This is a genomic window from Flavimobilis soli, assembly GCF_002564025.1.
In the GTDB taxonomy this organism is placed as follows: Bacteria; Actinomycetota; Actinomycetes; order Actinomycetales; family Cellulomonadaceae; genus Flavimobilis; species Flavimobilis soli.
This window is the reverse complement of sequence record NZ_PDJH01000001.1, coordinates 1,127,264-1,152,008: the sequence shown is the minus strand read 5'-3', so window position 1 is coordinate 1,152,008 and position 24,745 is coordinate 1,127,264. Positions and strand designations below refer to the sequence as shown.

Genomic DNA, 24,745 nt, shown 5'->3' with positions numbered 1-24,745 from the left:
CGATGAAGGTCAAGCCCAGCGTCAAGAAGATCTGCGACAAGTGCAAGGTGATCCGTCGCCACGGCCGTGTCCAGGTCATCTGCGAGAACGTGCGGCACAAGCAGCGCCAGGGCTGACACAGCCTGTCCGCTGGCACGTGCACTCACGCGCCGCAGATCTGCCCCAGCAGGGGCACCAGCGCATCACCACCGAACGCCTCTAGGCGTCGCGAACCCTCGGCTCGGAGGCCGGGGCCCGCAACAGCGGGAAGATGGTGCGGAAGACCTCCGAACGCAGTACAGGAGCCACACATGGCACGTCTTGTCGGCGTAGACCTCCCCCGCGAGAAGCGGGTCGAGATCGCGCTCACCTACATCTACGGCGTCGGCCGTACCCGCGCCCAGAAGGCGGTCGAAGCGACCGGCATCAGCCCGGAGGTCCGCGTCAAGGACCTCGACGAGGCTCAGCTCGTCGCCCTTCGCGACTTCCTCGAGGGCAACTACAAGCTCGAAGGTGATCTCCGTCGTGAGGTTGCTGCCGACATCCGCCGCAAGGTCGAGATCGGCTGCTACGAGGGCCTGCGTCACCGCCGCGGCCTCCCGGTCCGCGGTCAGCGCACCAAGACCAACGCGCGTACCCGCAAGGGCCCGAAGCGCACCGTGGCTGGCAAGAAGAAGGCCCGCTAAGCAGTAGCAGCAGTCCGCGCAGGGGCCGAGCCCCGCAGCGCGGTCCGATTACCTCAGACCAGGAGAGATCAAAGACATGCCTCCCAAGACTCGCGCCGCCTCCGGTGCGCGCAAGCCTCGCCGCAAGGAAAAGAAGAACGTAGCCCTCGGCCAGGCGCACATCAAGAGCACCTTCAACAACACCATCGTCTCGATCACGGACCCGTCCGGCGCCGTGATCTCGTGGGCTTCCTCCGGCCAGGTCGGCTTCAAGGGCTCGCGCAAGTCGACGCCCTTCGCCGCGCAGCTCGCTGCCGAGGCTGCGGCTCGCCGCGCCCAGGAGCACGGCATGAAGAAGGTCGACGTCTTCGTGAAGGGTCCGGGCTCCGGCCGCGAGACCGCGATCCGTTCGCTCCAGGCCGCTGGCCTCGAGGTCGGTTCGATCCAGGACGTCACGCCTCAGGCCCACAACGGCTGCCGTCCGCCGAAGCGCCGCCGCGTGTGATCGGTTCCAGGCCGCCGGTCAGGGCTCTCGCCCTGCCGGCGGCCTGACGCCGCACCACGGTGCGGCACCAGTACCCATGCCGAAATCCCAGGCCGGAAGCTTCCCGCCGGGGCTCTTCGTCTGTGACGCGTCATATGGCGGACGCGCACTGAAAGGACAGAACCAGTGCTGATCGCACAGCGCCCCACCCTGACCGAAGAGGTCATCTCGGAGAACCGTTCCCGCTTCTCCATCGAGCCGCTCGAGCCGGGCTTCGGCTACACGCTCGGCAACTCGCTGCGTCGCACGCTGCTGTCGTCCATCCCGGGCGCGGCCGTGACCTCCATCCGCATCGACGGTGTGCTCCACGAGTTCACCACGGTGCCGGGTGCCAAGGAGGACGTCACCGAGATCATCCTCAACATCAAGAACCTCGTGGTCTCCTCGGAGAACGACGAGCCCGTCGTGATGTACCTGCGCAAGCAGGGCGCCGGCGTCGTCACTGCCGCGGACATCGTGCCGCCGGCGGGTGTCGAGGTGCACAACCCTGAGCTGCACATCGCGACCCTCAACGAGAAGGGCAAGCTCGAGATCGAGCTGACCGTCGAGCGTGGGCGTGGCTATGTGTCCGCGAGCCAGAACAAGACGTTCGACGCGGAGATCGGCCGCATCCCGGTCGACTCGATCTACTCGCCCGTGCTCAAGGTCACGTACAAGGTCGAGGCGACCCGTGTCGAGCAGCGCACCGACTTCGACAAGCTGATCGTCGACGTCGAGACCAAGCCGGCGATCTCGCCCCGTGACGCTCTCGCGTCCGCGGGCAAGACGCTCGTCGAGCTGTTCGGGCTCGCCCGTGAGCTCAACGTCGAGGCCGAGGGCATCGAGATCGGCCCGTCGCCGACCGACGCCGCGCTGGCCGCCGACCTGGCTCTGCCGATCGAGGAGCTGCAGCTGACGATCCGTTCGTACAACTGCCTCAAGCGCGAGGGCATCCACACCGTGGGTGAGCTCGTGTCCCGCAGCGAGGCCGACCTGCTCGACATCCGGAACTTCGGTTCCAAGTCGATCACCGAGGTCAAGGAGAAGCTTGCGGGCCTGGGTCTGGGCCTGAAGGACTCCCCCCTGGACTTCGACCCGTCGACCGTCGACTACAGCGACGGTGACGAGGGCGACTTCGAGACCGAGCAGTACTGACGCTGGCACGCCCGTCGCGCTGAGCGCCGGAAAGCCCCCCATTTTCTCTAGGAGCAAGAACAATGCCTACCCCCACCAAGGGCGCGCGGCTCGGCGGTAGCCCGTCGCACGAGCGCAAGATCCTGGCCAACCTGGCCACCGCGCTCTTCGAGCACGGTCGCATCACCACGACCGAGGCGAAGGCCAAGCGCCTGCGCCCCGAGGCCGAGCGTCTGATCACGTTCGCCAAGCGCGGTGACCTCCACAACCGTCGTCGCGTCCTGCGCACGATCACGGACAAGGGCGTCGTCCACGTCCTGTTCACCGAGATCGCGCCGCAGATGGCGGAGCGTCAGGGTGGCTACACCCGCATCATCAAGGTCGCGCCGCGCAAGGGCGACAACGCCCCCATGGCGGTCATCGAGCTCGTCACCGAGCCCGTGAGCCCCAAGCAGGCTGTCGTCCGCGAGGCCGAGAAGGCTGCGAAGAAGTCCGCTCCCAAGGCTGAGAAGCCCGCCGAGCCGGTCGTCGAGGAGCCCACCGAGGCTGACGCCGAGGTCGTCGAGGACGCCCCCGCCGCCGAGGAGACCACGGAGGAGAAGGCCTGAGCCTTCCCCCTCTGCGAACGAGGCCCGCGCACCGATGGTGCGCGGGCCTCGTCGTTTGCCGGGCGGTGCGTGCGCCGTGCAGGGCGCGCCACGTGCTCCGGCGTGCAGGGCGCGCCCCCCGCTCCGGCGTGCAGGGCGCGCCAGTGCTCCCGCGTGCAGGGCGTCGCCAGGTGCTCCGCCGTCCTGGAGGCTGCGCACGCGACGTCGCCCGTCGGGTCGGTCAGTCCGCGTCCTCGCCCCACAGCGCCCATGCTCGGACGCCGCCCACGAGTGCCGCGGAGTTCGGCACGACGACGACCTCAGGTCCCAAGCGGTCGCGCACCTGCGGCGTGATGCGGCTCGAGTTGCCGCCACCGAGGTAGAGCCGGTCCCACCGGAAGACCGGCGCGAACCCCTCGACGACACGGAGCACGCGCCGCGACCACAGCGCGTCCCCGAGGCGTCGCCGCTCGGGCTCGCCGATGTAGGCGTCGTACGTCGTTGCACGGCGCACGGGAGCGTGCGACAGCTCGAGGTGCGGGGCGAGCCGCCCGCCGTCGTAGTGGGCGGAACCGAGGCCGGTGCCGAGCGTGAGGACGAGCTCGAGGCCCGCACCGGCGATGACGCCGGCGCCGTGCAGCTCGGCGTCGTTCACGACGATCGCTGGGATGCCGAGCTTCCGCTCGAGCGACGCCGCGAGGTCGTGCCCCTGCCACGCGTCGACGAGCTCGGGCAGGGGGCGCGTCCGCGGTCCGGCCCGGTTGATGTAGTGGGGCGTCGCGATGACGACGCCGTGCCGGATCATGCCGGGCATGCCCAGGCTGATCCGGGACGCGGACGGCAGCCCCCGGGCGATGTCGGCGACCGTGCGCACGAGGCGATCGGGGGAGAGCGGGTACGGCGTCTCGACCCGCACCGAGGGTGCGTGAGCCGTGCCGGACGCGTCGAGCACGCCCGCCTTGATGCCTGAACCGCCGCAGTCGACGCTGAGGGTCAGGACGTCGCGGGCCGTGGGTTCCATGCGGCCACGGTACCGACCGGGACGGGGCGCTGCGTGCGCGATGATGGTCCGCGTGATCCGTGTACGACTCGACCTCTCCTACCGCGGCACCGACTTCTCGGGATGGGCGACACAGCCCGGGCTGCGCACGGTGCAGGGCACCCTCGAGGATGCCCTCGCGCGCGTGCTGCGCCTGCCCGCCGTGCGGCTGACGGTCGCCGGCCGAACCGACGCGGGCGTCCACTCCCGTGGCCAGGTCGCGCACCTCGACGTCCCGCGCGACGCGTGGGAGCGCGTCGTCGGCCGGTCGGGTCGGACGCCGGGCGACGCGCTCGTGTCCCGTCTCGCGGGCGTGCTGCCGACGGACGTCGTCGTGCACCGGGCCGCGCCCGCGCCCGACGGTTTCGACGCGCGCTTCAGCGCGCTGCGGCGCCGCTACTCGTACCGCGTCGCGGACCGCCCCGAGCTCAAGGACCCGCTCACGCGCGACTGGGTGCTGTGGAACCGCACCGAGCTCGACGTCGACGCGATGGACCGTGCGTGCCGGCCGCTGCTCGGGCTGCGCGACTTCGCTGCGTACTGCCGCCCGCGCGAGGGGGCCTCGACGATCCGCGAGCTGCAGGAGCTGCGGTGGATGCGCGTCGCAGACGGACCCGAGCAGGGTCTCGTCGTCGCGTCGGTGCAGGCGGACGCGTTCTGCCACAACATGGTGCGCGCGCTCGTCGGCGCGTCGATCGCCGTCGGGGAAGGCCGTCGCGACGTCGAGTGGCCTGCGCAGGTCCTCGCCGCCAGACGGCGGGACTCGGGTGCGGGGGTCGTGCCTGCGCACGGTCTCGTGCTCGAGGAGGTCGTCTACCCGGCCGACGACGAGCTCGCTGAGCGTGCGGAGCGGATCCGGGTGCGGCGGATGGACGAAGAGGTCGAGCCGGGCTGAGCATGAGCCCAGCCCAGCCCGGCTCGGGCCTCGCGCGGCGTCGGGCGCCGACCGGGTGACCGTGCGTCGTCGCGGGTACCGCGGCGGGCGGTGAGGGGAGTCCCGCCGTCTCCTGAGGTGGTCTAGCGGTCCTCGTCGTGCTCGACGAGGTCGACGTCGTCGTCGTCCGAGGGGACCGGGTCGGGCGTCTCGTCGGGGTCGCCGTCCTCGGTGCCAGGAGCATCGACGTCGGGGACCACGTGCATCGCCGCCTCCTCTGCCGAGGACGCGCCGCCGTCGATACCCGCATCGACTGCGAAGACGTCGTTCGGCTTGCCCTCCGCGTCGACGTCGGCCTGGAGGCGGCCAGCGCGGTTCGCGTCGACGGGCTGCGCCCCGCCCTCCCACACGTCGGGCTCCTCCTGCGCGAGACGCTCGTCGAGGTGCTCGCCGCGGGCGACCTCGTACTCGGTCGTCGGACGGTGCCGGTGCTCGTGCTCCGGCGGGGAGATGCCCTCGTCCAGGAGGTCGTCGACACCGCGGTCGATCAGCTGGTCCTCCGCGGGGAGCTGGTCGGAGTCGCGCTCGCCAGGGTCGTCAGTCGTGCTCATCGTGGATCTCCTCTCGACTCCTTCCACCGTGGCACGTGACGGGTCGCCCCGCACGTGCGCGGCGAAATAGGTGGGCGCTGACGTGCGCGGGTACGGGACGATGTCGCCATGGGTCATGTCGACGTCTCTGGTCTCTCGTACTTCCTGCCGGACGGCAGGGCGCTCCTGACGTCCGTCGACCTGCGGGTCGGCGACGGCGCGAAGGTCGCGCTCGTCGGGCCGAACGGCGCGGGGAAGACGACGCTCCTGCGGATCGTCGCGGGCGACCTCGCCCCGCACGAGGGCACGGTGTCGCGGTCGGGCGGGCTCGGGGTGATGGACCAGATGATCGGGCGGGTCGACGACGACCGTACGGTCCGTGACGTCCTCGCCGACCTCGGGGACGAGTCGATCCGCGCGGCCGCGCGCGAGCTCGACGCTGCCGAGGTCGCGATCATGACGGTCGACGACACGCCCTCGCAGATGCGGTACGCGCAAGCGCTCGCGGACTGGGCGGACGTCGGCGGCTACGAGGCCGAGGCGGCGTGGGACGACGTCACCATGGAGGTCCTGTCGATCCCGTACGAGAAGGCGCAGCACCGCGAGCTGCGCACGCTGTCGGGAGGCGAGCAGAAGAGGCTCGTCCTGACGGCGTTGCTGCGCGGGCCGCAGGAGGTGCTGCTGCTCGACGAGCCGGACAACTTCCTCGACGTGCCGACGAAGCGGTGGCTCGAGGAGCGTATGCGCGAGACGCCGAAGACGATCCTGTTCGTGTCGCACGACCGCGAGCTGCTCGCGCAGACCGCGACGGCGGTCGCGACGGTCGAGCAGACGCCGACGGGCGGCGACGTGTGGGTGCACGGCGGCGGTTTCGGCACGTACCTGCGGGCGCGCGAGGACCGCACGGAACGGCTCGAGGAGCTGCGGCGTCGGTGGGACGAGGAGCGGGCGAAGCTCAAGGAGCTGGTGCACACCCTCAAGACGAAGGCGGCGTTCAACGACGGCCTCGCGAGCCGGTACCAGGCGGCGCAGACGCGTCTGCGGAAGTTCGAGGAGGCGGGGCCGCCGCAGGCGGTCGCGAAGCGTCAGGACGTCAAGGTGCGTCTGCTGGGCGGTCGGACGGCGAAGCGCGCGGTCGTGTGCGAGGACCTCGAGCTGACGGGGCTCATGCAGCCGTTCAGCACGGAGCTGTGGTTCGGCGAGCGGGTCGCGGTGCTCGGCTCGAACGGGTCGGGCAAGTCGCACTTCATGCGGTTGCTCGCGGCGGGCGGCACGGACCCGGACGTCGAGCACCAGCCGGTCGACGGCGTCATGATCGAGCCCGTGCGGCACACGGGCCGGGCTGTGCTCGGCTCGCGCGTGCGGCCGGGCTGGTTCGCGCAGAACCAGGACCACCCGGAGCTGACGGGGCGCACGCTGCTCGAGATCCTGCACCGCGGCGACGGCCGCCGGGCGGGGATGGGGCGTGAACCGGCGTCCAAGGCCCTCGACCGCTACGAGCTCGTCGAGCAGGCGGAGCAGCGCTACGAGACGCTCTCGGGGGGCCAGCAGGCGCGGTTCCAGATCCTCCTGCTCGAGCTGAGCGGGGCGACGCTGCTCCTGCTGGACGAGCCGACGGACAACCTGGACCTGCACTCGGCCGAGGCGCTCGAGCGAGGGCTCGCGGCGTTCGAGGGGACGGTCGTCGCGGTGACGCACGACCGCTGGTTCGCTCGCGGCTTCGACCGGTTCCTCGTCTTCGGCGGGGACGGGCAGGTCGTGGACTCGCCCGAGGCCGTGTGGGACGTGACGCGGGTCGAGCGGGTGCGCTGAGCCGCGCTTCGCCCGCGTCCTGCCCCGGCGTCCCCGTCCCTGCGTCGCCGTCGCCGGGGACAGGGGGCGGGGGAGCGTCCGACCTAGGATCGATGCATGGCCACGTACAAGATCGTCCTCTTCTACGGCTTCACGCCGCTCGCGGCTCCGGAGTCGGTGCGGCTGTGGCAGCAGGCCCTCGGCGAGCGCTGGGGCCTGACTGGTCGGGTCATCGTGTCGAAGCACGGGATCAACGCGACGCTCGGGGGCACGGTCGAGAACCTCAAGCAGTACGTCCGCACCACGCGCCAGCACCCGGGGTTCGAGGACATCGACGTGAAGTGGTCGGACGGCACGGGCGCGGACTTCCCGCGGCTGAGCGTCAAGGTGCGCCCGGAGCTCGTGAGCTTCGGCGTCCCGGACGAGGTTGAGGTCGACGAGCACGGCGTCGTCGGCGGGGGCGTCCACCTGAGCCCGGACGAGGTCGACGCTCTCGTCGCGGAGCGGGACGACGTCGTGTTCTTCGACGGGCGCAACGCGTTCGAGGCAGCGATCGGTCGTTTCAGGGGAGCGGTCGTGCCGGACGTGCGCACGACGCGCGACTTCGTCGACCAGATCGACTCGGGTCGCTTCGACCACCTGAAGGACCGGCCGGTCGTCACTTACTGCACGGGCGGTGTGCGCTGCGAGGTGCTCTCGGCGATCATGCGCAAGCGTGGCTTCGAGGAGGTCTACCAGGTCGACGGCGGGATCGTCCGGTACGCCGAGGCGCGCGGTGCGGACGGGCTGTGGGAGGGCTCGCTCTACGTGTTCGACGAGCGTCGCCACGTCGAGTTCGCCGACGACGTCGTGCCGCTCGGGTCGTGCGTGGTCTGCTCGGCGCCCGCAGCGCGGTACGAGAACTGCGCGGACGCGTCGTGCAAGACGTTGCGCCTGGCTTGCGCGGAGTGCACGCCGGTCGTCATGTCGCAGCGGTGCGAGGTGTGCGTCGCGGAGCGGCCTGAGTCGTTCGTGCCACGGCCGACGGCGCGCGCCGCGGCTTCGGCGCCTGCCTGACCTCGGGTGTGACGCAGCGCCCTGCCGTCTCCCTTTGACCGCGAGGTGCCTCAGAAGATAGCCTTGGCAGTCGTTGTGCTTCCTCTCGTGACCGGTGCGCCCACTCGCTAGGTCTTCAGTGAAGCCCTCACCGACCTCACCGGTCGCAGAATCCTGCGCCGGAGAAGACACACGAACACGAAACGAAGGCTACGACCGTGCGTACGTACACCCCGAAGCCCGGCGACATCCAGCGCAACTGGTACGTCATCGACGCGACCGACGTCGTCCTGGGCCGCCTTGCCAGCCACGTGGCTACCCTGCTGCGTGGGAAGCACAAGCCCACCTTCGCTCCGCACGTCGACGGCGGTGACTTCGTCATCGTCATCAACGCCGACAAGGTCGCCCTGAGCGGCAACAAGCGCGAGCAGAAGCTGGCCTACAACCACTCCGGCTACCCGGGTGGTCTGCGGGCGGTTGCGTACTCCGACCTCCTGGAGAACAACCCCGAGCGCGCTGTGGAGAAGGCTGTCCGCGGCATGCTCCCCAAGAGCACGCTCGGCCGCCAGCAGCTGGGCAAGCTCAAGGTCTACCGCGGCTCTGAGCACCCCCACGCTGCGCAGCAGCCGAAGCCCTTCGAGATCACCCAGGTCGCTCAGTAAGGCTCCGCCTTGCTGAACCGGAAGCATTAAGGACGCGAGGACACACCAGTGGCCGAGAACACCGTCGACACCGACGTGCTGGACGAAGAGACGCCCAGCAGCTACACCTCCGAGACCGCCGCGCCCACGGGCCGCGGTCAGAGCATCACCGCTCCCGCGCAGGCCCTGGGCCGTCGCAAGGAGGCGATCGCCCGCGTGCGCATCGTCCCCGGGACCGGTCAGTGGAAGATCAACGGGCGCACGCTCGAGGACTACTTCCCGAACAAGGTGCACCAGCAGCTCGTCAACTCCCCGCTGAAGCTGATCGACGTCGAGGGTCGTTTCGACGTCATCGCGCGCATCAACGGTGGCGGCATCTCGGGTCAGGCCGGCGCGCTGCGCCTCGGCATCGCCCGTGCGCTCAACGCTGTTGACGTCGAGGCCAACCGCCCGGCCCTCAAGAAGGCCGGCTTCCTGACCCGCGACGCTCGCGTCGTCGAGCGGAAGAAGGCTGGACTCAAGAAGGCGCGCAAGGCGCCGCAGTACTCCAAGCGCTGATCCTTCAGCTGCTCACCGAGAGGCCCGACGGTTTTCCGTCGGGCCTCTCGGCGTCTGCGCGACCTGCGCAGACTGCGCATGGACACCCGAGCGTCCGTGAGGAAGGCGAAGGCCCAGACCGCCGTCAAGGTCGTCAAGAAGCCGACGGCGGGCAAGAGCGGGTCCGTGCGCGTCACCGTCACCGCGAAGGGCAGCTCGGTGCGGGCGGGCGGCAGCTATGTCGTCAAGGTCCGTGGCAAGGTCGTCGCGAAGGGTCGGCTGACCAACGGGACGGGCACGGCCCGCCTCCCGAAGCTCGCTGCGGGCAAGCACAAGGTGCAGGTCTCCTACAAGGGATCGCCGCAGGTCGCCAAGGCGAACCGCACCATCACGGTCACCGTCCGCTGAGCCTCTCGCCCGTGGCCCGGTCCTCCTGGACCGGGCCACGGTCGTCCGCGGACGCTAGAGTCGTCCCGGACGAGGCGCGCCCGCAGGCGCGCCGTTTCAGTGAAGGGAACACCTGTGACGCGACTTTTCGGGACCGACGGCGTGCGAGGGCTCGCCAACCGGGACGTCACTGCTGAGCTTGCGCTCGATCTCGGTGTCGCGGCGGCCCACGTGCTCGGCACCTCCGGCACGTTCGAGGGCCACCGGCCACGCGCCGTCGTCGGGCGCGACCCTCGCATCTCGGGTGAGTTCCTCTCTGCCGCCGTCGCCGCGGGGCTCGCGAGCGCGGGCGTCGACGTGCTCAACCTCGGCGTCCTGCCGACCCCCGCGATCGCGTACCTGACCGCGACCGCCGACGTCGACCTCGGCGTGGTCCTGTCGGCGTCGCACAACGCGATGCCGGACAACGGCATCAAGTTCTTCGCGCGCGGCGGCGTCAAGCTGCCCGACGCGGTCGAGGACGCGATCGAGGCGCGCCTCAACGAGGACTGGGAGCGCCCGCTCGGTGCCGCCGTCGGCCACATCCAGTCCGACACCGGCAAGGCCGGCGACTCGTACGTCGAGCACCTCATCGGCTCGATCGGTGCGTCGGGCTCGGCCCAGCCGCTCGCGGGCCTGCGCATCGCCGTCGACTGCGCCAACGGCGCGGCGAGCGAGGTCGGCCCGGCCGCCCTGCGCGCCGCGGGCGCGGACGTCGTCGTCATCAACGCGTCCCCGGACGGCCGCAACATCAACGAGAAGTGCGGCTCGACGCACCCCGAGCAGCTGCAGGCCGTCGTCGTCGCGTCGGAGGCGCACTTCGGCGTCGCGTTCGACGGCGACGCGGACCGCTGCCTCGCGGTCGACCACACCGGCACGCTCGTCGACGGTGACGCGATCATGGGCGTGCTCGCGCTCGCGCTCAAGGACGCGGGCAAGCTCGCGCACGACACGCTCGTCGTGACCGTCATGAGCAACCTCGGCCTGATCCTCGCGATGGAGAAGGCCGGCATCACGACCGTCCAGACCGGCGTCGGCGACCGCTACGTGCTCGAGGCCATGAACGAGGGCGGCTTCAGCCTCGGCGGCGAGCAGTCGGGTCACATCATCCTGTCGGAGTACGCGACGACGGGCGACGGTGTGCTCACGGCGCTCAAGCTCGCTGCGCGCGTGCAGTCGTCGGGCACCTCGCTGCGCGACCTCGCCTCGGTCGTCACGCGGCTGCCGCAGACGCTCATCAACGTCGCGGGCGTCGACAAGGCGCGCGTGACGACCGACCCGGTGCTCACCTCGGCGGTCGAGGACGCCGAGCGTCTCCTCGGTTCGACGGGGCGCGTGCTCCTGCGCTCCTCCGGGACCGAGCCGCTCGTGCGCGTCATGGTCGAGGCCGCGACGCAGGACCAGGCCGACGGTGTCGCCCAGCGGCTGGCCGACGTCGTCCGCGAGCAGCTCGCGCTGTGAGCGTGGCCCGGCCGGCCTGGCCCGCCGAGGCCGTGGAGCCGGAGCTGCGCGCGGCGGTCGCCGCGCTGCTCGACCGGCACCCGGACGGGGTGCTGCCGATCGTCCAGGCGGGGCACCCGGTGCTGCGCACCGTCTCCGCCCGCTACACGGGCCAGCTCGGCGACGTGCTGCCGCGGCTGCTCGACGCGATGGTCACGACGATGCACGCGGCGCCGGGCGTCGGCCTCGCTGCGCCGCAGATCGGCGTCGGGCTCGCGATCGCCGTCCTCGAGGACCCGGGCCTGCCCGCGGGCTGGGAGCAGACGGCGGACGCGCGCGAGCGGGCGCCGCTCGCCCTGCGCACGATCATCAACCCGACCTACGACGCCGTCGGCGACGAGCGGCGTTCGTTCTACGAGGGGTGCCTGAGCGTCGAGGGGTACCAGGCTGTCGTCACACGTCCGCGCACGGTGCGGCTGCGCGCGCAGGACGAGAACGGTGCCGCGGTCGACGAGACGCTGAGCGGCTGGCCGGCGCGGATCGTCCAGCACGAGACGGACCACCTCGAGGGCGCGCTCTACGTCGACCGCGCCGAGACGCGTTCCCTGTGCGCGACGGCGACGTACGGGGCGCTGTGGGCAGACGAGGACGTTCCGGAGCGCGCGTCGGCGATGCTCGGCTTCGACATCGCCTGAACCACCTGACGTCGACCAGGCCCGGGGCGGTCATCCTTGCGGAGGACCGCCCCGGGCCTTGTCGCTACCCGGGGATGATGCGTCATGCGCCCCGGCCCGACGACGATGAGGGTGTCAGGGGGAACATCGGGGGGAACCCCGATTCCTGCGCACGGACCGCGCCTCTAGGCTGGTCGCGTCGACAAGACTGGTGCCACGCCGTGGCGCTGCGGCACGCGCCGACCGCAGGGGACAGGAAGAGGTACGGATGCTCGAGCTGGTGACCGACGTCGCTGCCTCTGTCGAGGCGTGGATCCTCGGCTTCGCCGCGAGCCCCTGGATCTACCTCGTGCTGTTCGCGTTCACCGCGATCGACGGCTTCTTCCCGCCGGTTCCGAGCGAGTCCGTCGTCATCACGCTCGCGGTCGCCGCGTACGCGACCGGCAGCCCCAACATGTGGCTCGTCCTCGTCATCGCCGCGGTCGCGGCGTGGACGGGGGACCAGATCGCCTACATGATCGGCCGTTGGGTCGGGACCGAGCGCGTGCCGTTCCTGCGCTCGGCGCGCGGCCGCAAGGCGGTCGAGTGGGCGCGGCTGGCGCTCGCGCGCCGCGGTGCGTCGTTCATCCTCGCGGCGCGCTACGTGCCGATCGGCCGCATCGCGGTCAACATGACGGCCGGGGCGCTCGGCTACAAGCGTGAGCGGTTCGTGTTCGTCACGGCCGCCGCGGCCGTCGTCTGGTCCGCGTACTCGGTCCTCATCGGCTTCGCCGCCGCGACGTGGCTGGGCCACTCGACGATCGCCGCGATGGCCGTCGGCATCGCCTTCGGCGTGCTCGCCGGCTTCGTCCTCGACCGGATCATGGCGCAGGTCGCCGCGAGGCGCGAGGCCCGCGCCGGGAAGGTCGGGGACGACGACGAGAGCAAGCCCGGGCAGCGTCCCGAGCTCGCGGAGCTCTAGACCTGCTCAGAGCTTGCGCAGCCGCACGCGCTGGATCGAGTGGTCCGAGCCCTTCGTCAGCACGAGCGTCGCGCGCGACCGGGTCGGCAGGATGTTCTGCTCGAGGTTCGGGGCGTTGATCGTGTCCCAGATGCGCTCGGCGGTCGAGATCGCCTCGTCGTCGGACAGGTCCGCGTACCGGCGGAAGTACGACTCGGGGTTGGCGAACGCCGAGTCCCGCAGCGACAGGAACCGGTCGACGTACCACTGCTTGACGTCGCGCGTGCGCGCGTCGACGTAGATCGAGAAGTCGAAGAAGTCGCTCACCGCGAGGTTCGAGTGGTCGATCGACGGCCGGGCGGGCTGCAGCACGTTGAGCCCCTCGACGATGAGGACGTCGGGCTGGCGCACGACGATCTCCTCGCCCGGCACGATGTCGTACGTCAGGTGCGAGTAGACGGGCGCCCGGACCTCCTGGTGACCTGCCTTGACCTTGGTGAGGAACCGCACGAGCGCGCGGCGGTCGAAGGACTCGGGGAAGCCCTTGCGCTCCATGAGGCCGCGCTTCTCGAGCTCGCGGTTGGGCAGCAGGAACCCGTCGGTCGTGACGAGCTGGACGCGTGGCGTCTCGGGCCAGCGCGCCATGAGGTGGCGCAGGACGCGGGACGTCGTCGACTTGCCGACGGCCACGGACCCGGCGACGCCGATCACGTACGGCGTCACGGCCGTGCTCTCCCTCAGGAACGTCGACGACGCCTCGTGCAGGCCGCGGGTCGCGGACACGTAGAGGTTGAGCAGCCGTGAGAGCGGGTGGTAGATCGCCTCGACCTCGGGGAGCTGGATCGGGTCGCCGAGACCGCGCAGGCGCACGAGGTCGTCGGCGGTGAGCGGCAGCGGCGTCGACGCCGACAACCTGCTCCAGGTCTCCCGGTCCATCTCGCGGTACGGGGACGGGGGGACCGGTGGTTGCGAGGTCACCGGCTGATTCTCCCCCCTGAGCGGGCTCGGGGCGAAACCGAGGTGTGGGGGAGGTGAACGTCACCGTCCAGGAGGGCCGCCGAGGCCGGCGGGCAACTAGACTCCCAGGCTATGTGTGGAATCGTCGCTCACGTCACGTCTGCCGCCCCGTCCTCGCGCACGCTCGACGTGCTGCTCGAGGGCCTGGGCCGCCTCGAGTACCGCGGGTACGACTCCGCAGGTGTCGCCCTCGCCGGGACCGGCGCCGATCGCGTCGCGAGCGCGAAGCGTGCGGGCAAGCTCGTCAACCTGCGCGAGGCGCTCGCGGAGCAGCCGCTCCCGTCCGCGACGGCGGGCATCGGGCACACGCGCTGGGCGACGCACGGCGCCCCGACCGACCTCAACGCGCACCCGCACCTCGCCGACGACGGCCGCCTCGCCCTGATCCACAACGGCATCGTCGAGAACTTCGCGGTGCTGCGCGCCGAGCTCGAGGCCGACGGCGTCACGTTCCTCTCGGAGACCGACACCGAGGTCGCGGCGCACCTCCTCGCGCGCGAGCACGCCAAGGTCGGCGACCTCGCCGAGGCGATGCGCTCCGTCGCGCGCCGCCTCGAGGGCACGTTCACCCTTCTCGCCGTCCACGTCGACCACCCTGACCTGGTCGTCGGCGCCCGTCACGACTCGCCGCTCGTCGTCGGACTCGGTGAGGGCGAGAACTTCCTCGGCTCCGACGTCGCCGCGTTCATCTCGCAGACGAACGAGGCGCTCGAGCTCGGTCAGGACCAGGTCGTCTCGATCACGCCGACGACCGTGACGGTCACCGACTTCCACGGCAACCCTGCCGAGGGTCGCCGGTACTCGGTCGACTGGGACGCCTCCGCTGCCGAGAAGGGCGGCTTCCGCTCCTTCATGGACAAGGAGATCCACGACCAGCCGCAGGCGATCACGGACACGCTCCTGGGCCGCACCGACCTCCAGGGTCGTCTCCAGCTCGACGACCTGCGCATCGACGAGTCCGTCCTGCGGGCGGTCGACAAGATCATCGTGATCGCGTGCGGCACGGCCGCCTACGCGGGCCACGTCGCCAAGTACGCGATCGAGCACTGGTGCCGCATCCCCGTCGAGGTCGAGCTCGCGCACGAGTTCCGCTACCGCGACCCGATCGTCAACGAGAAGACCCTCGTCGTGGCCGTCTCCCAGTCGGGCGAGACGATGGACACGCTCATGGCCGTGCGCCACGCGCGCGAGCAGGGCGCGAAGGTCCTGTCGATCGTCAACACGCACGGCTCGACGATCCCGCGCGAGTCGGACGCCGTCCTCTACACGCACGCCGGCCCCGAGGTCGCCGTCGCGTCCACGAAGGCGTTCCTCTCGCAGATCACCGCCGCGTACCTCCTCGGCCTCTACCTCGCGCAGCTGCGCGGGAACAAGTTCCCGGACGAGATCCGCGAGGTCCTCTCCGACCTGCGCGAGATGCCCGCGAAGATCCAGGAGGTCATCGACCGCGCCGACCACGTGCGCCAGGTCGCCGAGTCGATGGCGGACACCACCTCGGTGCTGTTCCTCGGTCGTCACGTCGGCTACCCGGTCGCGATGGAGGGTGCGCTCAAGCTCAAGGAGCTCGCCTACATCCACGCGGAGGGCTTCGCGGCGGGCGAGCTCAAGCACGGCCCGATCGCGCTCATCGAGGAGGGGCAGCCGGTCTTCGTCGTCGTGCCGTCGCCGCGCGGCCGCGACTCGCTGCACTCGAAGGTCGTCTCCAACATCCAGGAGATCCGCGCGCGCGGTGCCCGCACGCTCGTCATCGCGGAGGACGGCGACGACGCGGTCGTCCCGTACGCCGACGAGATCTTCCGCATCCCCGTGTCCTCGACGCTCCTGACGCCGCTGCTCGCGGTCGTGCCGCTGCAGATCTTCGCGTGCGAGCTCGCGACTGCGAAGGGTCTCGACGTGGACCAGCCGCGCAACCTCGCGAAGTCCGTCACGGTCGAGTGAGCCACCGGCCGGGCGCGCGATGAGCATCGTCGGCATCGGTGTCGACGTCGTCGACGTCGCCCGGCTCGCGGAGCGTCTCGAGCGCGTCCCGCGCCTCGCGGAGCGGCTCTTCACGGAAGCGGAGCGGGACCTGCCGGTGCGTTCCCTCGCGGGCCGCGTCGCGGCGAAGGAGGCGGTCGCCAAGGCGCTCGGCTCGCCCGGCGACCTGGGCTGGCACGACGTAGAGGTGCGCCGGGTGCCCGGCCACCCGCCCGTCATCACGGTGAGCGGCGCCGTCGCGCGCCGCGCCGCCGAGATCGGCATCGTCAGGTGGCACCTGTCGCTCAGTCACGACGGCGGCATAGCGACGGCCTTCGTCGTCGCGGAGGCGTGACGACGAAGGCCGTGGCGGGGGAGCGGGACGGTCAGCGCAGCGCGGGCGCGACCTCACGCTCGAACAGCTCGATGCCCGAGCGGTCGTAGGCAGCCTCGGCGAAGTACGTGATCGCGTACGTCATGCCGAGGCCCTCGAGCTCGCGGAGCTTCTCGACGATCTGCTCGGGCGTGCCGACGAGCGGGCCGTTGCGCAGGTCAGCGACCTGGTCGTCGGCGCGGCTCGGCACGGTGCGGCTGAGGTGCTCGTGGATCCACCGGAAGCGATCCTCGACCTCGGCCTCGGTCGACCCGATGACGACGTTGTAGTTGGCGGAGCGCGTGATCTCCGCGAAGTCGCGGCCGAGGTCCCGGCAGTGGTCCGCGAGGACCTGCGACTTGTGCGCGAACGCCTCGGGGTTGCCGTCGAAGTTCGTGTAGGCCGCGTGCTGCGCCGCGATGCGCAGGGTCTTGCGCTCGCCGCCTCCGGCGATCCACAGGGGCACGCCGCCCTCCTGGAGGGGCTGCGGGTAGCACAGCGCGCCGTCGGCCTGGAAGTGCCTGCCCGCGAGGGTCGCGGAGCCCGTCTCCCACATCTGGCGCATGATCTGCACGCCCTCGTCGAGGGCGGCGAGACGTTCTCCGGCACGCGGGAAGCCGTAGCCGTACGCGCGCCACTCGTGCTCGTACCAGCCCGCGCCGATACCCATCTGGGCGCGGCCGCCGCTGATGACGTCGACGGACGCGGCGACCTTCGCGAGGTAGGCGGGGTTGCGGTAGGCGATGCACGTGCACATCTGGCCGAGCTTGACGCGGCTCGTCGACGCGGCGAACGCCGCCATGAGGGTCCACGCCTCGTGCGTGGCCTCGGTCGTCGGTTCGGGGACGGTGTGGAAGTGGTCGTAGACCCACACGGAGTCGAAGACGTCGCCCTTGTCGGCGTGCTGGGCGAGGCCGTCCATGACGGCCCAGTGGTCGGCGGCGTCGATGCCCGTGAGGTCCTGGCGCCAGCCCTGGGGGATGAAGAGTCCGATCTGCATGAGACCAACGTACGCGCGCCTCCTACCTGCGCGCCCGCCGCACACCCCTGAGGAGTGCTACCCGTGCCGGGCGCTCGCCGCTGCGGCAGGATGGAGGGATGATCGAGGCCGTCGCGACCGAGCACATCCGTCATGCTGAGCGACCTCTCCTGGACGCTGGCGCGCCCCTCATGGCGCACGTCGCGTTCGCGGTCGCCCAGCGCGTCCGCCACGAGCTGAGCGCCCGCACGGGCGAGGTCGGGGGGAGGCGCGTCGTCGTCCTCGTCGGGTCGGGCAACAACGGCGGGGACGGGCTGTTCACCGCCGCGCACCTCGCGCGGGCGGGCGTGCGCACCCTCGCGGTGACGGTCGCGCCCAAGGTCCACGCGGAAGGGCTCGAGGCGGCACGGCGCGCGGGCGTGGTCGTCGTGTCGAGCGCGTCGTCGGCGCGCGACAGCCAGGACGCGCTGTCGCCTGGCGCGGCCGCGCGGGAGGCGCTCGCAGCCGACGTCGTCGTGGACGCGATGCTCGGCATCGGCGCACAAGGCGCGCTGCGCGGTGCGGGTGGTGCGATCGTGCGGGCGGTCAACCGGCAGCGCCCGCGGCGCGGCGGCCCGTTCGTCGTCGCGATCGACGTCCCGAGCGGTATCGGCGTCGACGACGGCACCGTCCCCGGACCGGTGCTGCGCGCGGACCTCACGCTCGCGTGCGGCTCTCCCGCCCCGGGGCTCCTGCTGCCGCCGGCCGCGCACCTCGCGCAGGACGTCGACGTGATCGACACGGGGCTCGACCTGTCGGGCGCGACGAGCAAGGTGCTGCGCCTCGAGGACGCGGACGTCGCGACGCTGTGGCCGCGCGCGCTCCCGGAGCACGACAAGTACCGCCGCGGCGTCGTCGGCGTGGTCGCGGGCACGCGCGCGTACCCGGGAGCGGCCGTCCTCGCGACGGGCGCTGCCGTGCGCTCGGGCGCCGGCATGGTCCGTCACGTGGGGGCAGACGACGTGACGCGCGCGGTCCTCGCCGCGCACCCGGAGGTCGTCCACGGCACGGGCCGCGTGCAGGCCTGGGTCGTCGGCCCCGGCCTCGACACGGAGGACGCCGCCCAGCTTCGGCAGGTCGACGTCGCGCTCGCGGAGGCCGGGCTCGGTCCTGGCGCGTACTTCTCGGGCGCGGGCGTGTGGGGCGACGGCGGGAGCGACGGGATCGTCCCGGTCGTCGTCGACGCGGGCGCGCTGTCGCGGCTGCCGGAGCGGTGCGCGCCGTGGATCGTGCTGACGCCGCACGCGGGCGAGCTCGCGCGGCTCCTGACGGAGCGCGGCGTCGCGGTCGACCGCGAGCAGGTCGAGTCGGCGCCCGCCGAGCACGCCGCGACCGCGCAGCGGCTCACGGGCGCGACGGTCCTGCTCAAGGGGGCGACGACGGTCGTCGTCGGTCCGGGCCAGGTGCTCAGCCAGGCGGAGGCGCCCGCGTGGCTCGCGACGGCGGGGGCGGGCGACGTGCTCGCGGGCCTGCTCGGGACGCTGCTCGCCGGGCGCTCGCGCGAGGCCGTGCAGCACCCGGACCTGGTCGCGCGGCTCGCCGCGCTCGCGGCACTGGTCCACGGGCGCGCGGCGACCGAGGCGAACCCGGGCGGTCCGGTGAGTGCGAGCATGGTCGTCGAGGCGTTGCCCCGCACGATCGCGCGCCTGCTCGCCGACTGACGCGCGCGGGCAGGCCGTGCCTTGCCGTCGTGCCCAGGCCGGCGCCCGGCTGCGGCGGCCCGGCACCGGGAGGGCGGCCCGCGCGAGATCCGCCCTGGACCCGGACGCGGCTGCGTTCACCTGGTGGGACCCCTTGGGTCGGCGCGCGAGCGGCCTGACAATGGCTGGATGAGCGCCCTCGGCCCCGCCCACGCCGCACCTGTCCCCGATGCTCCTGCAGCCGCCCACGCGGCTCCTGCACGGACCCGTCCCGCCCTCGTCGCGACGTCGCACGGCACCGACAACCTCGACGGCCGCGCCGCCGTCGCGTCGATCGCAGCCGACGTCCGTGCCGCCCGCCCGGGGCTCACGGTGCGGGAGGCGTTCGTCGACGTCCAGGAGCCCGAGGTCGCGGACGTGGTCGCGGAGGAGCTCGCAAGGACGTCCGGCGCGGACGGGCTGCGCGCCGTCGTCGTGCCGCTGCTGCTCTCCGCGGGGTTCCACACGTACGTCGACATCGCCGAGGCCGCCGAGCCCGACGGCGCGGTCGCGACGGGCGCGCTCGGCCCGGACGTGAGGCTCGCGGACATCGTCGTCGAGCGGCTGCACGAGGCGGGCGCGACGCCCGACGACACGGTCGTCCTCGCGGCCGCCGGGTCGAGCGACCCGCGCGCCGCGGCGGCGGTCGAGGAGATGCTCACGCTCGTGCGCGAGCGCTGGTCCGGCGCCGTGACCATCGGCTACGGCGCGGGCGCCGAGCCGCGCGTCCCCGACGCCGTCACGCACGCCCGCGCGGCGGGCGCGACCCGCGTCGTCGTCGCGTCGTACCTTCTCGCGCCCGGCTTCTTCCTCGACCGCCTGCACGAGGCGGGGGCCGACGTCGTCACGGCACCGCTCGCTCCCGACCCGCGGCTCGCGCAGGTCGTCCTCGACCGTTACGACGACGCCGTGAGCGGCCGCGCGACGTTGCGGTGACCGTGTGCGCGGCGTGCGGGAGCGACGTGACGACGCGGTGTGCCCAGGCCGCGGTGAGACAATCGTCGGCGTGAACCCTGAGGAGCACATGCACCCGGCCCGCGCCGTCGTCGACCTCGCAGCCATCCGCGGCAACGTCACCTGCCTCGTCGAGCGCGCCCAGCGCGCCGAGGTCATGGCCGTCGTCAAGGCGGACGCGTACGGCCACGGGCTCCTCCCTGCGGCGCGCGCCGCGATCGCGGGCGGCGCGACCTGGCTCGGCACCGCGCAGGTCGGGGAGGCGCTCGAGCTGCGCGCCGCAGGCATCGGCGGACGCATCCTCACGTGGCTCTACGCGCCCGGCGCGCCGCTCGCCGACCTGGTGCGCGCGGACGTGGACGTGTCGGTCGCGGCGCCGTGGGCGCTCGACGCGGTCGCCGCGGCGGCCCGCGAGGTCGGGCGCACGGCGCGCGTTCACGTCAAGGTCGACACGGGCCTCGGCCGCAACGGCGTCCTACCGCAGCACCTCGAGGAGTTCCTGACCGAGGCCGTGCGGCTCCAGGCGGAGGGCGCGATCTCGGTCGTCGGCATCTGGTCGCACTTCGCGCTCGCGGACGAGCCCACCCACCCGACCGTGCTCGCTCAGGCGGGCGTGTTCGAGGACGCCGTCCGCCTCGCCGAGCGCCTGGGCTGCGCGCTCGAGGTGCGTCACCTCGCCAACTCGGCGGCGACGCTCACGAATCCGCGCGTCCACTACGACCTCGTGCGCCCGGGCCTCGCGGTCTACGGCCTGTCGCCCGTGCCGCAGCTCGGCGGCCCGGGTGACTTCGGGCTGCGTCCCGCGATGACGCTCGAGGCGCACCTCGCGACCGTCAAGCGCGTCCCGGCGGGCCAGGGCGTGTCGTACGGCCACCAGTACACGACGCCCGCGGCGACCGTCCTCGGTGACGTGCCGCTCGGGTACGCCGACGGCATCCCGCGGCACGCGTCGTCGGGCGGCGGCGCGCCGGGTGCGCCCGTCCGCGTCGGTGACGGGTCCGCGGCGCGCGTGCTGCGCATCGCCGGGCGCGTCTGCATGGACCAGTTCATGCTCGACCTGGGCCCCGACGCGACCGAGCAGGCGGGCGACACGGTCGTCCTGTTCGGGGACAGCCGCCTCGGTGTCCCGACCGCGCAGGACTGGGCGGAGGCCGCAGGGACCATCAGCTACGAGATCACCACCCGCCTGGGCGCGCGCGTGCCGCGCGTCTACACGAACGACGAGGAGCACCCGGTCGCATGAGCACCCTGACCTTCCCGCTGGCCGACGCCGAGGCCACCCGCACGTGGGGGCGTGAGCTCGCGGGCGTGCTGCGCGCTGGCGACCTCGTCGTCCTCACGGGAGAGCTCGGCGCGGGCAAGACGACGCTCACGCAGGGGATCGGTGTCGGGCTCGGCGTGCGCGGGCAGGTCGCGTCGCCGACCTTCGTGATCGCACGCGTGCACCCGTCGCTGACCGACGGGCCGGCGCTCGTGCACGTCGACGCGTACCGGCTCGAGTCGCTCGACGACGTCGACGCGCTCGACCTCGACGAGTCGCTCGAGGACTCGGTGACGATCGTCGAGTGGGGCTCGGGCCTCGTCGAGTCGCTCGCGGCCGACCGTCTCGAGATCGTGCTCGACCGCCCGCGCGGCGCTGGCGCGGCGGGCGCCCCGGACGCCCGTGGCGACGAGGACGAAGACCCTGCCGCGGGTGTGCGCCGTGTGACCATCACGACGTACGGCGAGCGCTGGGCCGACGTCACGATCCCGACGCCGGCCGTAGGCTGAGGTCATGGCAGACACGCACAACGCGCCTGTCCTGGCGATCGACACCTCGGTGTCGGTGGCGGTGAGCGTCGTCTCGAGCGATGGGGAGACCCTCGTCTCGCACGTGGTCGACGCGCCGCGCCAGCAGGCTGAACAGCTCGCCCCGCTCGTCGAGGGCGCGCTCCGCGAGGCAGGGATCACCGCGCAGGACCTGGGCTCCGTCGTCGTCGGCACGGGCCCCGCGCCGTTCACCGGCCTGCGGGTCGGTCTCGTGACGGCGCGCACGATCGCGTTCGCGGCCGGCGTGCCTGCGCACGGCGTGTGCAGCCTCGACGCTCTCGCGCTCGGCGCGGCCCGCTCGCTCGGGCTCGGCGCGGGCGAGGAGGTCGTCGTCGTGACCGACGCGAAGCGTCGCGAGGTCTACTGGGGCCGCTACCGCGTGACGGACGACGGCGTCGCGACCGTCGCCGGACCGGGTGTCGCGGCGGCTGCCGCGCTCGTCGAGGACGGCTCGGTCACGGGCGCGGTCGTCGCGGGCCCCGCCGCCGAGGCGCACGCCGAGGTCTTCGCACCGGTCGCCGCGCGCGTCGCGACCGACGGCCCGACGACGCCCGACGCGTCGCTCCTCGTCGAGATCGCCTCCGCGCGCCTCGCGCATGGCGACGAGCTCCCGACGACCCCGCTGTACCTGCGCCGCCCGGACGCCCAGGCGCCCGGCGCGCGGAAGAGGGCGACCGGATGACGGCGGGGGACCAGCCGATCGACCTCGAGCAGACGCTCGACCTGTCGACCCACCGCGCTCTCGTCGAGGAGGCGGCCGAGCTCGAGGAGCGCCGCGGCAGCGAGCTCCCGGCGGACAGCCCGATCGCGCAGGGCTACCACCTGCGCCCGCTCGCGTGGGCGGACATCACCCGCGTCGCGGCCCTCGAGGTGCAGCTGTTCGGGCGCAGCGCCTGGACGATGGGCATGCTGACGGAGGAGCTGCGCGGGCAGGGCCGCTGGTACGTCGCGGCGCAGCCCAACGGCGAGGGCGTCCCGGCGCCTCTCGTCGGCTACGCGGGCCTGTGGTTCGACGGCGAGAACGCGCACCTCATGACGATCGGCGTCGACCCCGTGGTCAAGGGCCACGGCGTCGGCAAGGCGATGCTCGACGCGCTCGTGGTGCGCGCCCGCGAGATCGGCGCGCAGTCGCTCATCCTCGAGGTCGCGGTCGACAACGACGTCGCGATCGCGATGTACAAGTCGCGCGGCTTCGCGCAGATCGGTCTGCGCAAGCGGTACTACCAGCCCGAGGACGTCGACGCGTACACGATGCAGCTCGTCCTCGAGCCGGTCGTCGTGCCGCCGCACGAGGACGCGGTGCCGCGTGACGGCGAGGAGCCGTCGTCGGCGTCTGGCGATACGGTCTAGCCAGACGGCCGACGGGTCGTCCGGATGGAGGTCGACCGACATGAACCGTGACGCCGTGCTGAGCACACCCGTGCAGCTCCGCGGGCTCCTGGACTCGGGACGCGACGTCGTGCTGCTCGACGTGCGCTGGGAGCTGGGGCGGACGGACGGCCAGCACGCCTACCTCGAGGGTCACCTGCCGGGTGCGGTGTTCGTGGACCTCGAGACCGAGCTCGCAGGGCCGCCGTCGCCCGAGGAGGGCAGGCACCCGCTGCCCGCGCTCGAGGACCTCGAGGACAGCGCGCGGCGCTGGGGCGTGCGCTCGGAGAGCGCCGTCGTCGTGTACGACGCCGTGGGCGGCCTGAGCGCGGCACGCGCGTGGTGGCTGCTGCGCTGGGGCGGGCACGAGGACGTGCGCATCCTCGACGGTGGTCTGGACGGCTGGGTCGCCACGGGCGGCGAGCTCGTCACGGACGTGCCGGAGCCGGAGCGTGGTGACGTCGGGCTCGTGGGGCACCAGATGCCCGTCGTCGACGCCGACGGTGCTGCGGCGGTCGCGGCCGGCGAGGGCATCCTGCTCGACGCGCGGGCGGCTGAGCGCTTCCGCGGGGAGGTCGAGCCGGTCGACCCGCGTGCGGGGCATGTCCCGGGCGCGGTGAGCGCCCCGACGTCGGGCGTGCTCGTGAACGGTGAGTTCCTGCCCGAGGACCTGCTGCGCCCCCACTTCGAGGGCCTCGGTGTCGACGTCGCGTCGCACCAGCCGGGCGCGCCCGGCCCGGACCAGGAGGTCGCGGTGTACTGCGGCTCGGGCGTGACGGCGAGCCACGAGATCGCGGCGCTCGCGTCGCTCGGCGTGACGGCAGCCCTGTACCCGGGGTCGTGGTCGCAGTGGTCGAACGACCCGTCGCGCGAGGTCGCGGCGGGCGACTGAGGACCGCCTGAAGGCTCGACCGCCCGCTCGCAGAGACGACGAAGCCCCCGGTCCCGTGCAGGGAACGAGGGCTTCGCTGCGCCCGTGGGCTCAGAGCGTGGTCGAGACCTCGGCGGGGGAGAGGCGGTCGGCGCGCGGGTAGCTCGCGCCCTCCGCGGCGGGCTGGCCCAGGTTGACGATGAAGAGCGACTTCCATCCGGTGCCGGCGAGGAGGTCGGCGTCGAGGCCTGCGGCGTCGGCGATGCCCATCGGACCGACGTGCAGACCGGTCGCGCGCAGCGCGGTGAGGAGGTAGCCGGCCTGGAGCGTCGCGTTCATGCGGGCCATGGCCTCGCGCGTCTCGGGCTGCCCGGCGAGGCCGTCGGCGATCGCGGCCGCGTGTGGGGCGAGGCGCGGCAGGAGGGTGTGGAACTCGGTGTCAGCGGCGAGGACGAGCGTGAGCGGTGCGGCGAGCACGCCCGCGCGGTTGCCCTCGGCGAGGTGGCTGACGAGGCGCTCGCGGGCCTCGGGCGAGCGCACGACCAGGTAGCGCAGGGGAGACGTGTTGAGCGCCGTCGGGCCCCACTTCGCAAGCTCGTACGCCGCGTGCACCTGCTCGTCGGTGACGGGCACGTCGGCGAAGACCTTGACGGTGCGGGCTTCGCGGAACAGCAGGTCCGCGGTCGCGTCGTCGATCGAGCGGAGGGCGACGAGGTCGTCGGTCAGGGTGTCAGCGGTGTCGAGGCTCATGTTTGGTTGAACCGACAATACGGCGGCGCCCATTCCTGGCAGCGCTGTGGCGTGCGGCACACCTGGGCCCGCGGT

At 72.4% G+C, this 24,745-nt stretch carries 28 protein-coding genes; 23 read left to right on the top strand and 5 right to left on the bottom strand.

Features of this window, described 5'->3' with window-relative positions; genetic code table 11:
• Positions 1-2 precede the first annotated feature (2 nt).
• From rpmJ to rplQ, 5 genes are all read left to right on the top strand, one after another.
• Positions 3-116, top strand: coding sequence for a 50S ribosomal protein L36 (gene rpmJ, locus ATL41_RS05250; RefSeq protein ID WP_098457534.1), 114 nt, complete (start codon positions 3-5; stop codon positions 114-116).
• A 174-nt stretch (positions 117-290) separates the two neighbouring features.
• Positions 291-665 carry a 30S ribosomal protein S13 gene (gene rpsM / locus ATL41_RS05245; RefSeq protein ID WP_098457533.1) on the top strand — a complete coding sequence of 125 codons (375 nt, stop codon included), beginning with the start codon at positions 291-293 and terminating at the stop codon, positions 663-665.
• A 76-nt stretch (positions 666-741) separates the two neighbouring features.
• Positions 742-1,149 carry a 30S ribosomal protein S11 gene (gene rpsK, locus ATL41_RS05240; protein ID WP_098457532.1) on the top strand — a complete coding sequence of 136 codons (408 nt, stop codon included), beginning with the start codon at positions 742-744 and terminating at the stop codon, positions 1,147-1,149.
• A gap of 165 nt (positions 1,150-1,314) precedes the next feature.
• Positions 1,315-2,322: a DNA-directed RNA polymerase subunit alpha gene (locus tag ATL41_RS05235; RefSeq protein WP_098457531.1), complete on the top strand. Its 1,008-nt coding sequence runs from the start codon at positions 1,315-1,317 to the stop codon at positions 2,320-2,322.
• Positions 2,323-2,384: 62 nt separating this feature from the next.
• Positions 2,385-2,909: a 50S ribosomal protein L17 gene (gene rplQ / locus ATL41_RS05230; protein WP_098457530.1), complete on the top strand. Its 525-nt coding sequence runs from the start codon at positions 2,385-2,387 to the stop codon at positions 2,907-2,909.
• A gap of 220 nt (positions 2,910-3,129) precedes the next feature.
• Here the strand turns inward: rplQ and ATL41_RS05225 are convergent, their stop codons facing one another.
• Positions 3,130-3,909: an ROK family protein gene (locus tag ATL41_RS05225; protein ID WP_098457529.1), complete on the bottom strand. Its 780-nt coding sequence runs from the start codon at positions 3,907-3,909 to the stop codon at positions 3,130-3,132.
• Positions 3,910-3,952: 43 nt separating this feature from the next.
• Between ATL41_RS05225 and truA the strand changes: the two genes are divergently transcribed.
• A complete protein-coding gene (truA, locus tag ATL41_RS05220) occupies positions 3,953-4,822 on the top strand; it encodes a tRNA pseudouridine(38-40) synthase TruA (protein ID WP_098457528.1) in 870 nt (289 codons plus the stop codon).
• Positions 4,823-4,944: 122 nt separating this feature from the next.
• Here truA and ATL41_RS05215 read toward each other — a convergent pair whose 3' ends face one another.
• Positions 4,945-5,412 carry a DUF5709 domain-containing protein gene (locus ATL41_RS05215; RefSeq protein WP_219810362.1) on the bottom strand — a complete coding sequence of 156 codons (468 nt, stop codon included), beginning with the start codon at positions 5,410-5,412 and terminating at the stop codon, positions 4,945-4,947.
• 108 nt (positions 5,413-5,520) lie between these two features.
• Between ATL41_RS05215 and ATL41_RS05210 the strand changes: the two genes are divergently transcribed.
• The 8 genes from ATL41_RS05210 to ATL41_RS05175 all read left to right on the top strand — a co-directional run bounded on the left by ATL41_RS05210 (position 5,521) and on the right by ATL41_RS05175 (position 12,896).
• Positions 5,521-7,203 carry an ABC-F family ATP-binding cassette domain-containing protein gene (locus ATL41_RS05210; protein ID WP_098457527.1) on the top strand — a complete coding sequence of 561 codons (1,683 nt, stop codon included), beginning with the start codon at positions 5,521-5,523 and terminating at the stop codon, positions 7,201-7,203.
• Between the two features lie 96 nt (positions 7,204-7,299).
• Positions 7,300-8,238 (top strand): oxygen-dependent tRNA uridine(34) hydroxylase TrhO, encoded by a 939-nt coding sequence (gene trhO / locus ATL41_RS05205; RefSeq protein ID WP_098457526.1) that lies wholly within the window; start codon positions 7,300-7,302, stop codon positions 8,236-8,238.
• A 197-nt stretch (positions 8,239-8,435) separates the two neighbouring features.
• The gene (rplM, locus tag ATL41_RS05200) at positions 8,436-8,879 is read left to right on the top strand and encodes a 50S ribosomal protein L13 (RefSeq protein WP_098457525.1); all 444 of its coding nucleotides are present in this window, start codon (positions 8,436-8,438) and stop codon (positions 8,877-8,879) included.
• A gap of 48 nt (positions 8,880-8,927) precedes the next feature.
• The gene (rpsI, locus tag ATL41_RS05195; RefSeq protein WP_098457524.1) at positions 8,928-9,416 is read left to right on the top strand and encodes a 30S ribosomal protein S9; all 489 of its coding nucleotides are present in this window, start codon (positions 8,928-8,930) and stop codon (positions 9,414-9,416) included.
• 78 nt (positions 9,417-9,494) lie between these two features.
• Positions 9,495-9,803 carry an Ig-like domain repeat protein gene (locus ATL41_RS05190; RefSeq protein WP_143556575.1) on the top strand — a complete coding sequence of 103 codons (309 nt, stop codon included), beginning with the start codon at positions 9,495-9,497 and terminating at the stop codon, positions 9,801-9,803.
• Between the two features lie 114 nt (positions 9,804-9,917).
• Positions 9,918-11,282 carry a phosphoglucosamine mutase gene (gene glmM, locus ATL41_RS05185; RefSeq protein WP_098457522.1) on the top strand — a complete coding sequence of 455 codons (1,365 nt, stop codon included), beginning with the start codon at positions 9,918-9,920 and terminating at the stop codon, positions 11,280-11,282.
• Positions 11,279-11,956, top strand: a complete 678-nt coding sequence (locus ATL41_RS05180; RefSeq protein WP_245854642.1) for a peptide deformylase — start codon at positions 11,279-11,281, stop codon at positions 11,954-11,956. Before glmM ends, ATL41_RS05180 begins: the two co-directional genes overlap by 4 nt.
• Before the next feature lie 247 nt (positions 11,957-12,203).
• Complete coding sequence (locus tag ATL41_RS05175) at positions 12,204-12,896, top strand: DedA family protein (RefSeq protein ID WP_098457521.1); 693 nt, start codon at positions 12,204-12,206, stop codon at positions 12,894-12,896.
• Positions 12,897-12,902: 6 nt separating this feature from the next.
• Here ATL41_RS05175 and coaA read toward each other — a convergent pair whose 3' ends face one another.
• Positions 12,903-13,811, bottom strand: a complete 909-nt coding sequence (gene coaA, locus ATL41_RS05170; RefSeq protein ID WP_169924587.1) for a type I pantothenate kinase — start codon at positions 13,809-13,811, stop codon at positions 12,903-12,905.
• 153 nt (positions 13,812-13,964) lie between these two features.
• Between coaA and glmS the strand changes: the two genes are divergently transcribed.
• Positions 13,965-15,830, top strand: a complete 1,866-nt coding sequence (glmS, locus tag ATL41_RS05165) for a glutamine--fructose-6-phosphate transaminase (isomerizing) (protein ID WP_098457519.1) — start codon at positions 13,965-13,967, stop codon at positions 15,828-15,830.
• Positions 15,831-15,849: 19 nt separating this feature from the next.
• The gene (locus ATL41_RS05160) at positions 15,850-16,203 is read left to right on the top strand and encodes a holo-ACP synthase (RefSeq protein WP_098457518.1); all 354 of its coding nucleotides are present in this window, start codon (positions 15,850-15,852) and stop codon (positions 16,201-16,203) included.
• A gap of 31 nt (positions 16,204-16,234) precedes the next feature.
• Here ATL41_RS05160 and ATL41_RS05155 read toward each other — a convergent pair whose 3' ends face one another.
• Entirely contained in the window at positions 16,235-17,221 is a 987-nt protein-coding gene (locus ATL41_RS05155; protein ID WP_098457517.1) for an LLM class F420-dependent oxidoreductase, read from the bottom strand.
• A gap of 98 nt (positions 17,222-17,319) precedes the next feature.
• On the opposite strand from ATL41_RS05155, the gene ATL41_RS05150 reads away from it, so the two are divergent.
• The 7 genes from ATL41_RS05150 to ATL41_RS05120 all read left to right on the top strand — a co-directional run bounded on the left by ATL41_RS05150 (position 17,320) and on the right by ATL41_RS05120 (position 23,941).
• Entirely contained in the window at positions 17,320-18,900 is a 1,581-nt protein-coding gene (locus ATL41_RS05150; protein WP_098457516.1) for an NAD(P)H-hydrate epimerase, read from the top strand.
• Positions 18,901-19,068: 168 nt separating this feature from the next.
• A complete protein-coding gene (locus tag ATL41_RS05145; RefSeq protein WP_098457515.1) occupies positions 19,069-19,854 on the top strand; it encodes a sirohydrochlorin chelatase in 786 nt (261 codons plus the stop codon).
• A gap of 88 nt (positions 19,855-19,942) precedes the next feature.
• Entirely contained in the window at positions 19,943-21,115 is a 1,173-nt protein-coding gene (gene alr, locus ATL41_RS05140; RefSeq protein ID WP_098458938.1) for an alanine racemase, read from the top strand.
• Positions 21,112-21,642 (top strand): tRNA (adenosine(37)-N6)-threonylcarbamoyltransferase complex ATPase subunit type 1 TsaE, encoded by a 531-nt coding sequence (gene tsaE, locus ATL41_RS05135; RefSeq protein WP_098457514.1) that lies wholly within the window; start codon positions 21,112-21,114, stop codon positions 21,640-21,642. Before alr ends, tsaE begins: the two co-directional genes overlap by 4 nt.
• Positions 21,643-21,646: 4 nt before the next feature.
• Positions 21,647-22,363: a tRNA (adenosine(37)-N6)-threonylcarbamoyltransferase complex dimerization subunit type 1 TsaB gene (tsaB, locus tag ATL41_RS05130; RefSeq protein WP_098457513.1), complete on the top strand. Its 717-nt coding sequence runs from the start codon at positions 21,647-21,649 to the stop codon at positions 22,361-22,363.
• Positions 22,360-23,031 carry a ribosomal protein S18-alanine N-acetyltransferase gene (gene rimI / locus ATL41_RS05125; protein WP_098457512.1) on the top strand — a complete coding sequence of 224 codons (672 nt, stop codon included), beginning with the start codon at positions 22,360-22,362 and terminating at the stop codon, positions 23,029-23,031. The genes tsaB and rimI overlap by 4 nt, the downstream gene beginning before the upstream one ends.
• 40 nt (positions 23,032-23,071) lie before the next feature.
• Positions 23,072-23,941 carry a sulfurtransferase gene (locus ATL41_RS05120; protein ID WP_098457511.1) on the top strand — a complete coding sequence of 290 codons (870 nt, stop codon included), beginning with the start codon at positions 23,072-23,074 and terminating at the stop codon, positions 23,939-23,941.
• Between the two features lie 90 nt (positions 23,942-24,031).
• Here the strand turns inward: ATL41_RS05120 and ATL41_RS05115 are convergent, their stop codons facing one another.
• Positions 24,032-24,670 carry a malonic semialdehyde reductase gene (locus ATL41_RS05115; RefSeq protein ID WP_098457510.1) on the bottom strand — a complete coding sequence of 213 codons (639 nt, stop codon included), beginning with the start codon at positions 24,668-24,670 and terminating at the stop codon, positions 24,032-24,034.
• Between the last annotated feature and the right edge of the window lie 75 nt (positions 24,671-24,745).

Excerpts from the sequence above, each read along its gene's own strand:
- rpmJ (WP_098457534.1), top strand. The coding sequence starts at position 3 with ATGAAGGTCAAGCCCAGCGTCAAGAAGATCTGCGACAAGTGCAAGGTG.
- rpsM (WP_098457533.1), top strand. The coding sequence starts at position 291 with ATGGCACGTCTTGTCGGCGTAGACCTCCCCCGCGAGAAGCGGGTCGAG.
- rpsK (WP_098457532.1), top strand. The coding sequence starts at position 742 with ATGCCTCCCAAGACTCGCGCCGCCTCCGGTGCGCGCAAGCCTCGCCGC.
- rplQ (WP_098457530.1), top strand. The coding sequence starts at position 2,385 with ATGCCTACCCCCACCAAGGGCGCGCGGCTCGGCGGTAGCCCGTCGCAC.
- ATL41_RS05225 (WP_098457529.1), bottom strand. The coding sequence starts at position 3,909 with ATGGAACCCACGGCCCGCGACGTCCTGACCCTCAGCGTCGACTGCGGC.
- truA (WP_098457528.1), top strand. The coding sequence starts at position 3,953 with ATGGTCCGCGTGATCCGTGTACGACTCGACCTCTCCTACCGCGGCACC.
- ATL41_RS05215 (WP_219810362.1), bottom strand. The coding sequence starts at position 5,412 with ATGAGCACGACTGACGACCCTGGCGAGCGCGACTCCGACCAGCTCCCC.
- ATL41_RS05210 (WP_098457527.1), top strand. The coding sequence starts at position 5,521 with ATGGGTCATGTCGACGTCTCTGGTCTCTCGTACTTCCTGCCGGACGGC.
- trhO (WP_098457526.1), top strand. The coding sequence starts at position 7,300 with ATGGCCACGTACAAGATCGTCCTCTTCTACGGCTTCACGCCGCTCGCG.
- ATL41_RS05190 (WP_143556575.1), top strand. The coding sequence starts at position 9,495 with ATGGACACCCGAGCGTCCGTGAGGAAGGCGAAGGCCCAGACCGCCGTC.
- ATL41_RS05175 (WP_098457521.1), top strand. The coding sequence starts at position 12,204 with ATGCTCGAGCTGGTGACCGACGTCGCTGCCTCTGTCGAGGCGTGGATC.
- coaA (WP_169924587.1), bottom strand. The coding sequence starts at position 13,811 with ATGGACCGGGAGACCTGGAGCAGGTTGTCGGCGTCGACGCCGCTGCCG.
- glmS (WP_098457519.1), top strand. The coding sequence starts at position 13,965 with ATGTGTGGAATCGTCGCTCACGTCACGTCTGCCGCCCCGTCCTCGCGC.
- ATL41_RS05160 (WP_098457518.1), top strand. The coding sequence starts at position 15,850 with ATGAGCATCGTCGGCATCGGTGTCGACGTCGTCGACGTCGCCCGGCTC.
- ATL41_RS05155 (WP_098457517.1), bottom strand. The coding sequence starts at position 17,221 with ATGCAGATCGGACTCTTCATCCCCCAGGGCTGGCGCCAGGACCTCACG.
- ATL41_RS05150 (WP_098457516.1), top strand. The coding sequence starts at position 17,320 with ATGATCGAGGCCGTCGCGACCGAGCACATCCGTCATGCTGAGCGACCT.
- ATL41_RS05145 (WP_098457515.1), top strand. The coding sequence starts at position 19,069 with ATGAGCGCCCTCGGCCCCGCCCACGCCGCACCTGTCCCCGATGCTCCT.
- alr (WP_098458938.1), top strand. The coding sequence starts at position 19,943 with ATGCACCCGGCCCGCGCCGTCGTCGACCTCGCAGCCATCCGCGGCAAC.
- tsaE (WP_098457514.1), top strand. The coding sequence starts at position 21,112 with ATGAGCACCCTGACCTTCCCGCTGGCCGACGCCGAGGCCACCCGCACG.
- tsaB (WP_098457513.1), top strand. The coding sequence starts at position 21,647 with ATGGCAGACACGCACAACGCGCCTGTCCTGGCGATCGACACCTCGGTG.
- rimI (WP_098457512.1), top strand. The coding sequence starts at position 22,360 with ATGACGGCGGGGGACCAGCCGATCGACCTCGAGCAGACGCTCGACCTG.
- ATL41_RS05120 (WP_098457511.1), top strand. The coding sequence starts at position 23,072 with ATGAACCGTGACGCCGTGCTGAGCACACCCGTGCAGCTCCGCGGGCTC.
- ATL41_RS05115 (WP_098457510.1), bottom strand. The coding sequence starts at position 24,670 with ATGAGCCTCGACACCGCTGACACCCTGACCGACGACCTCGTCGCCCTC.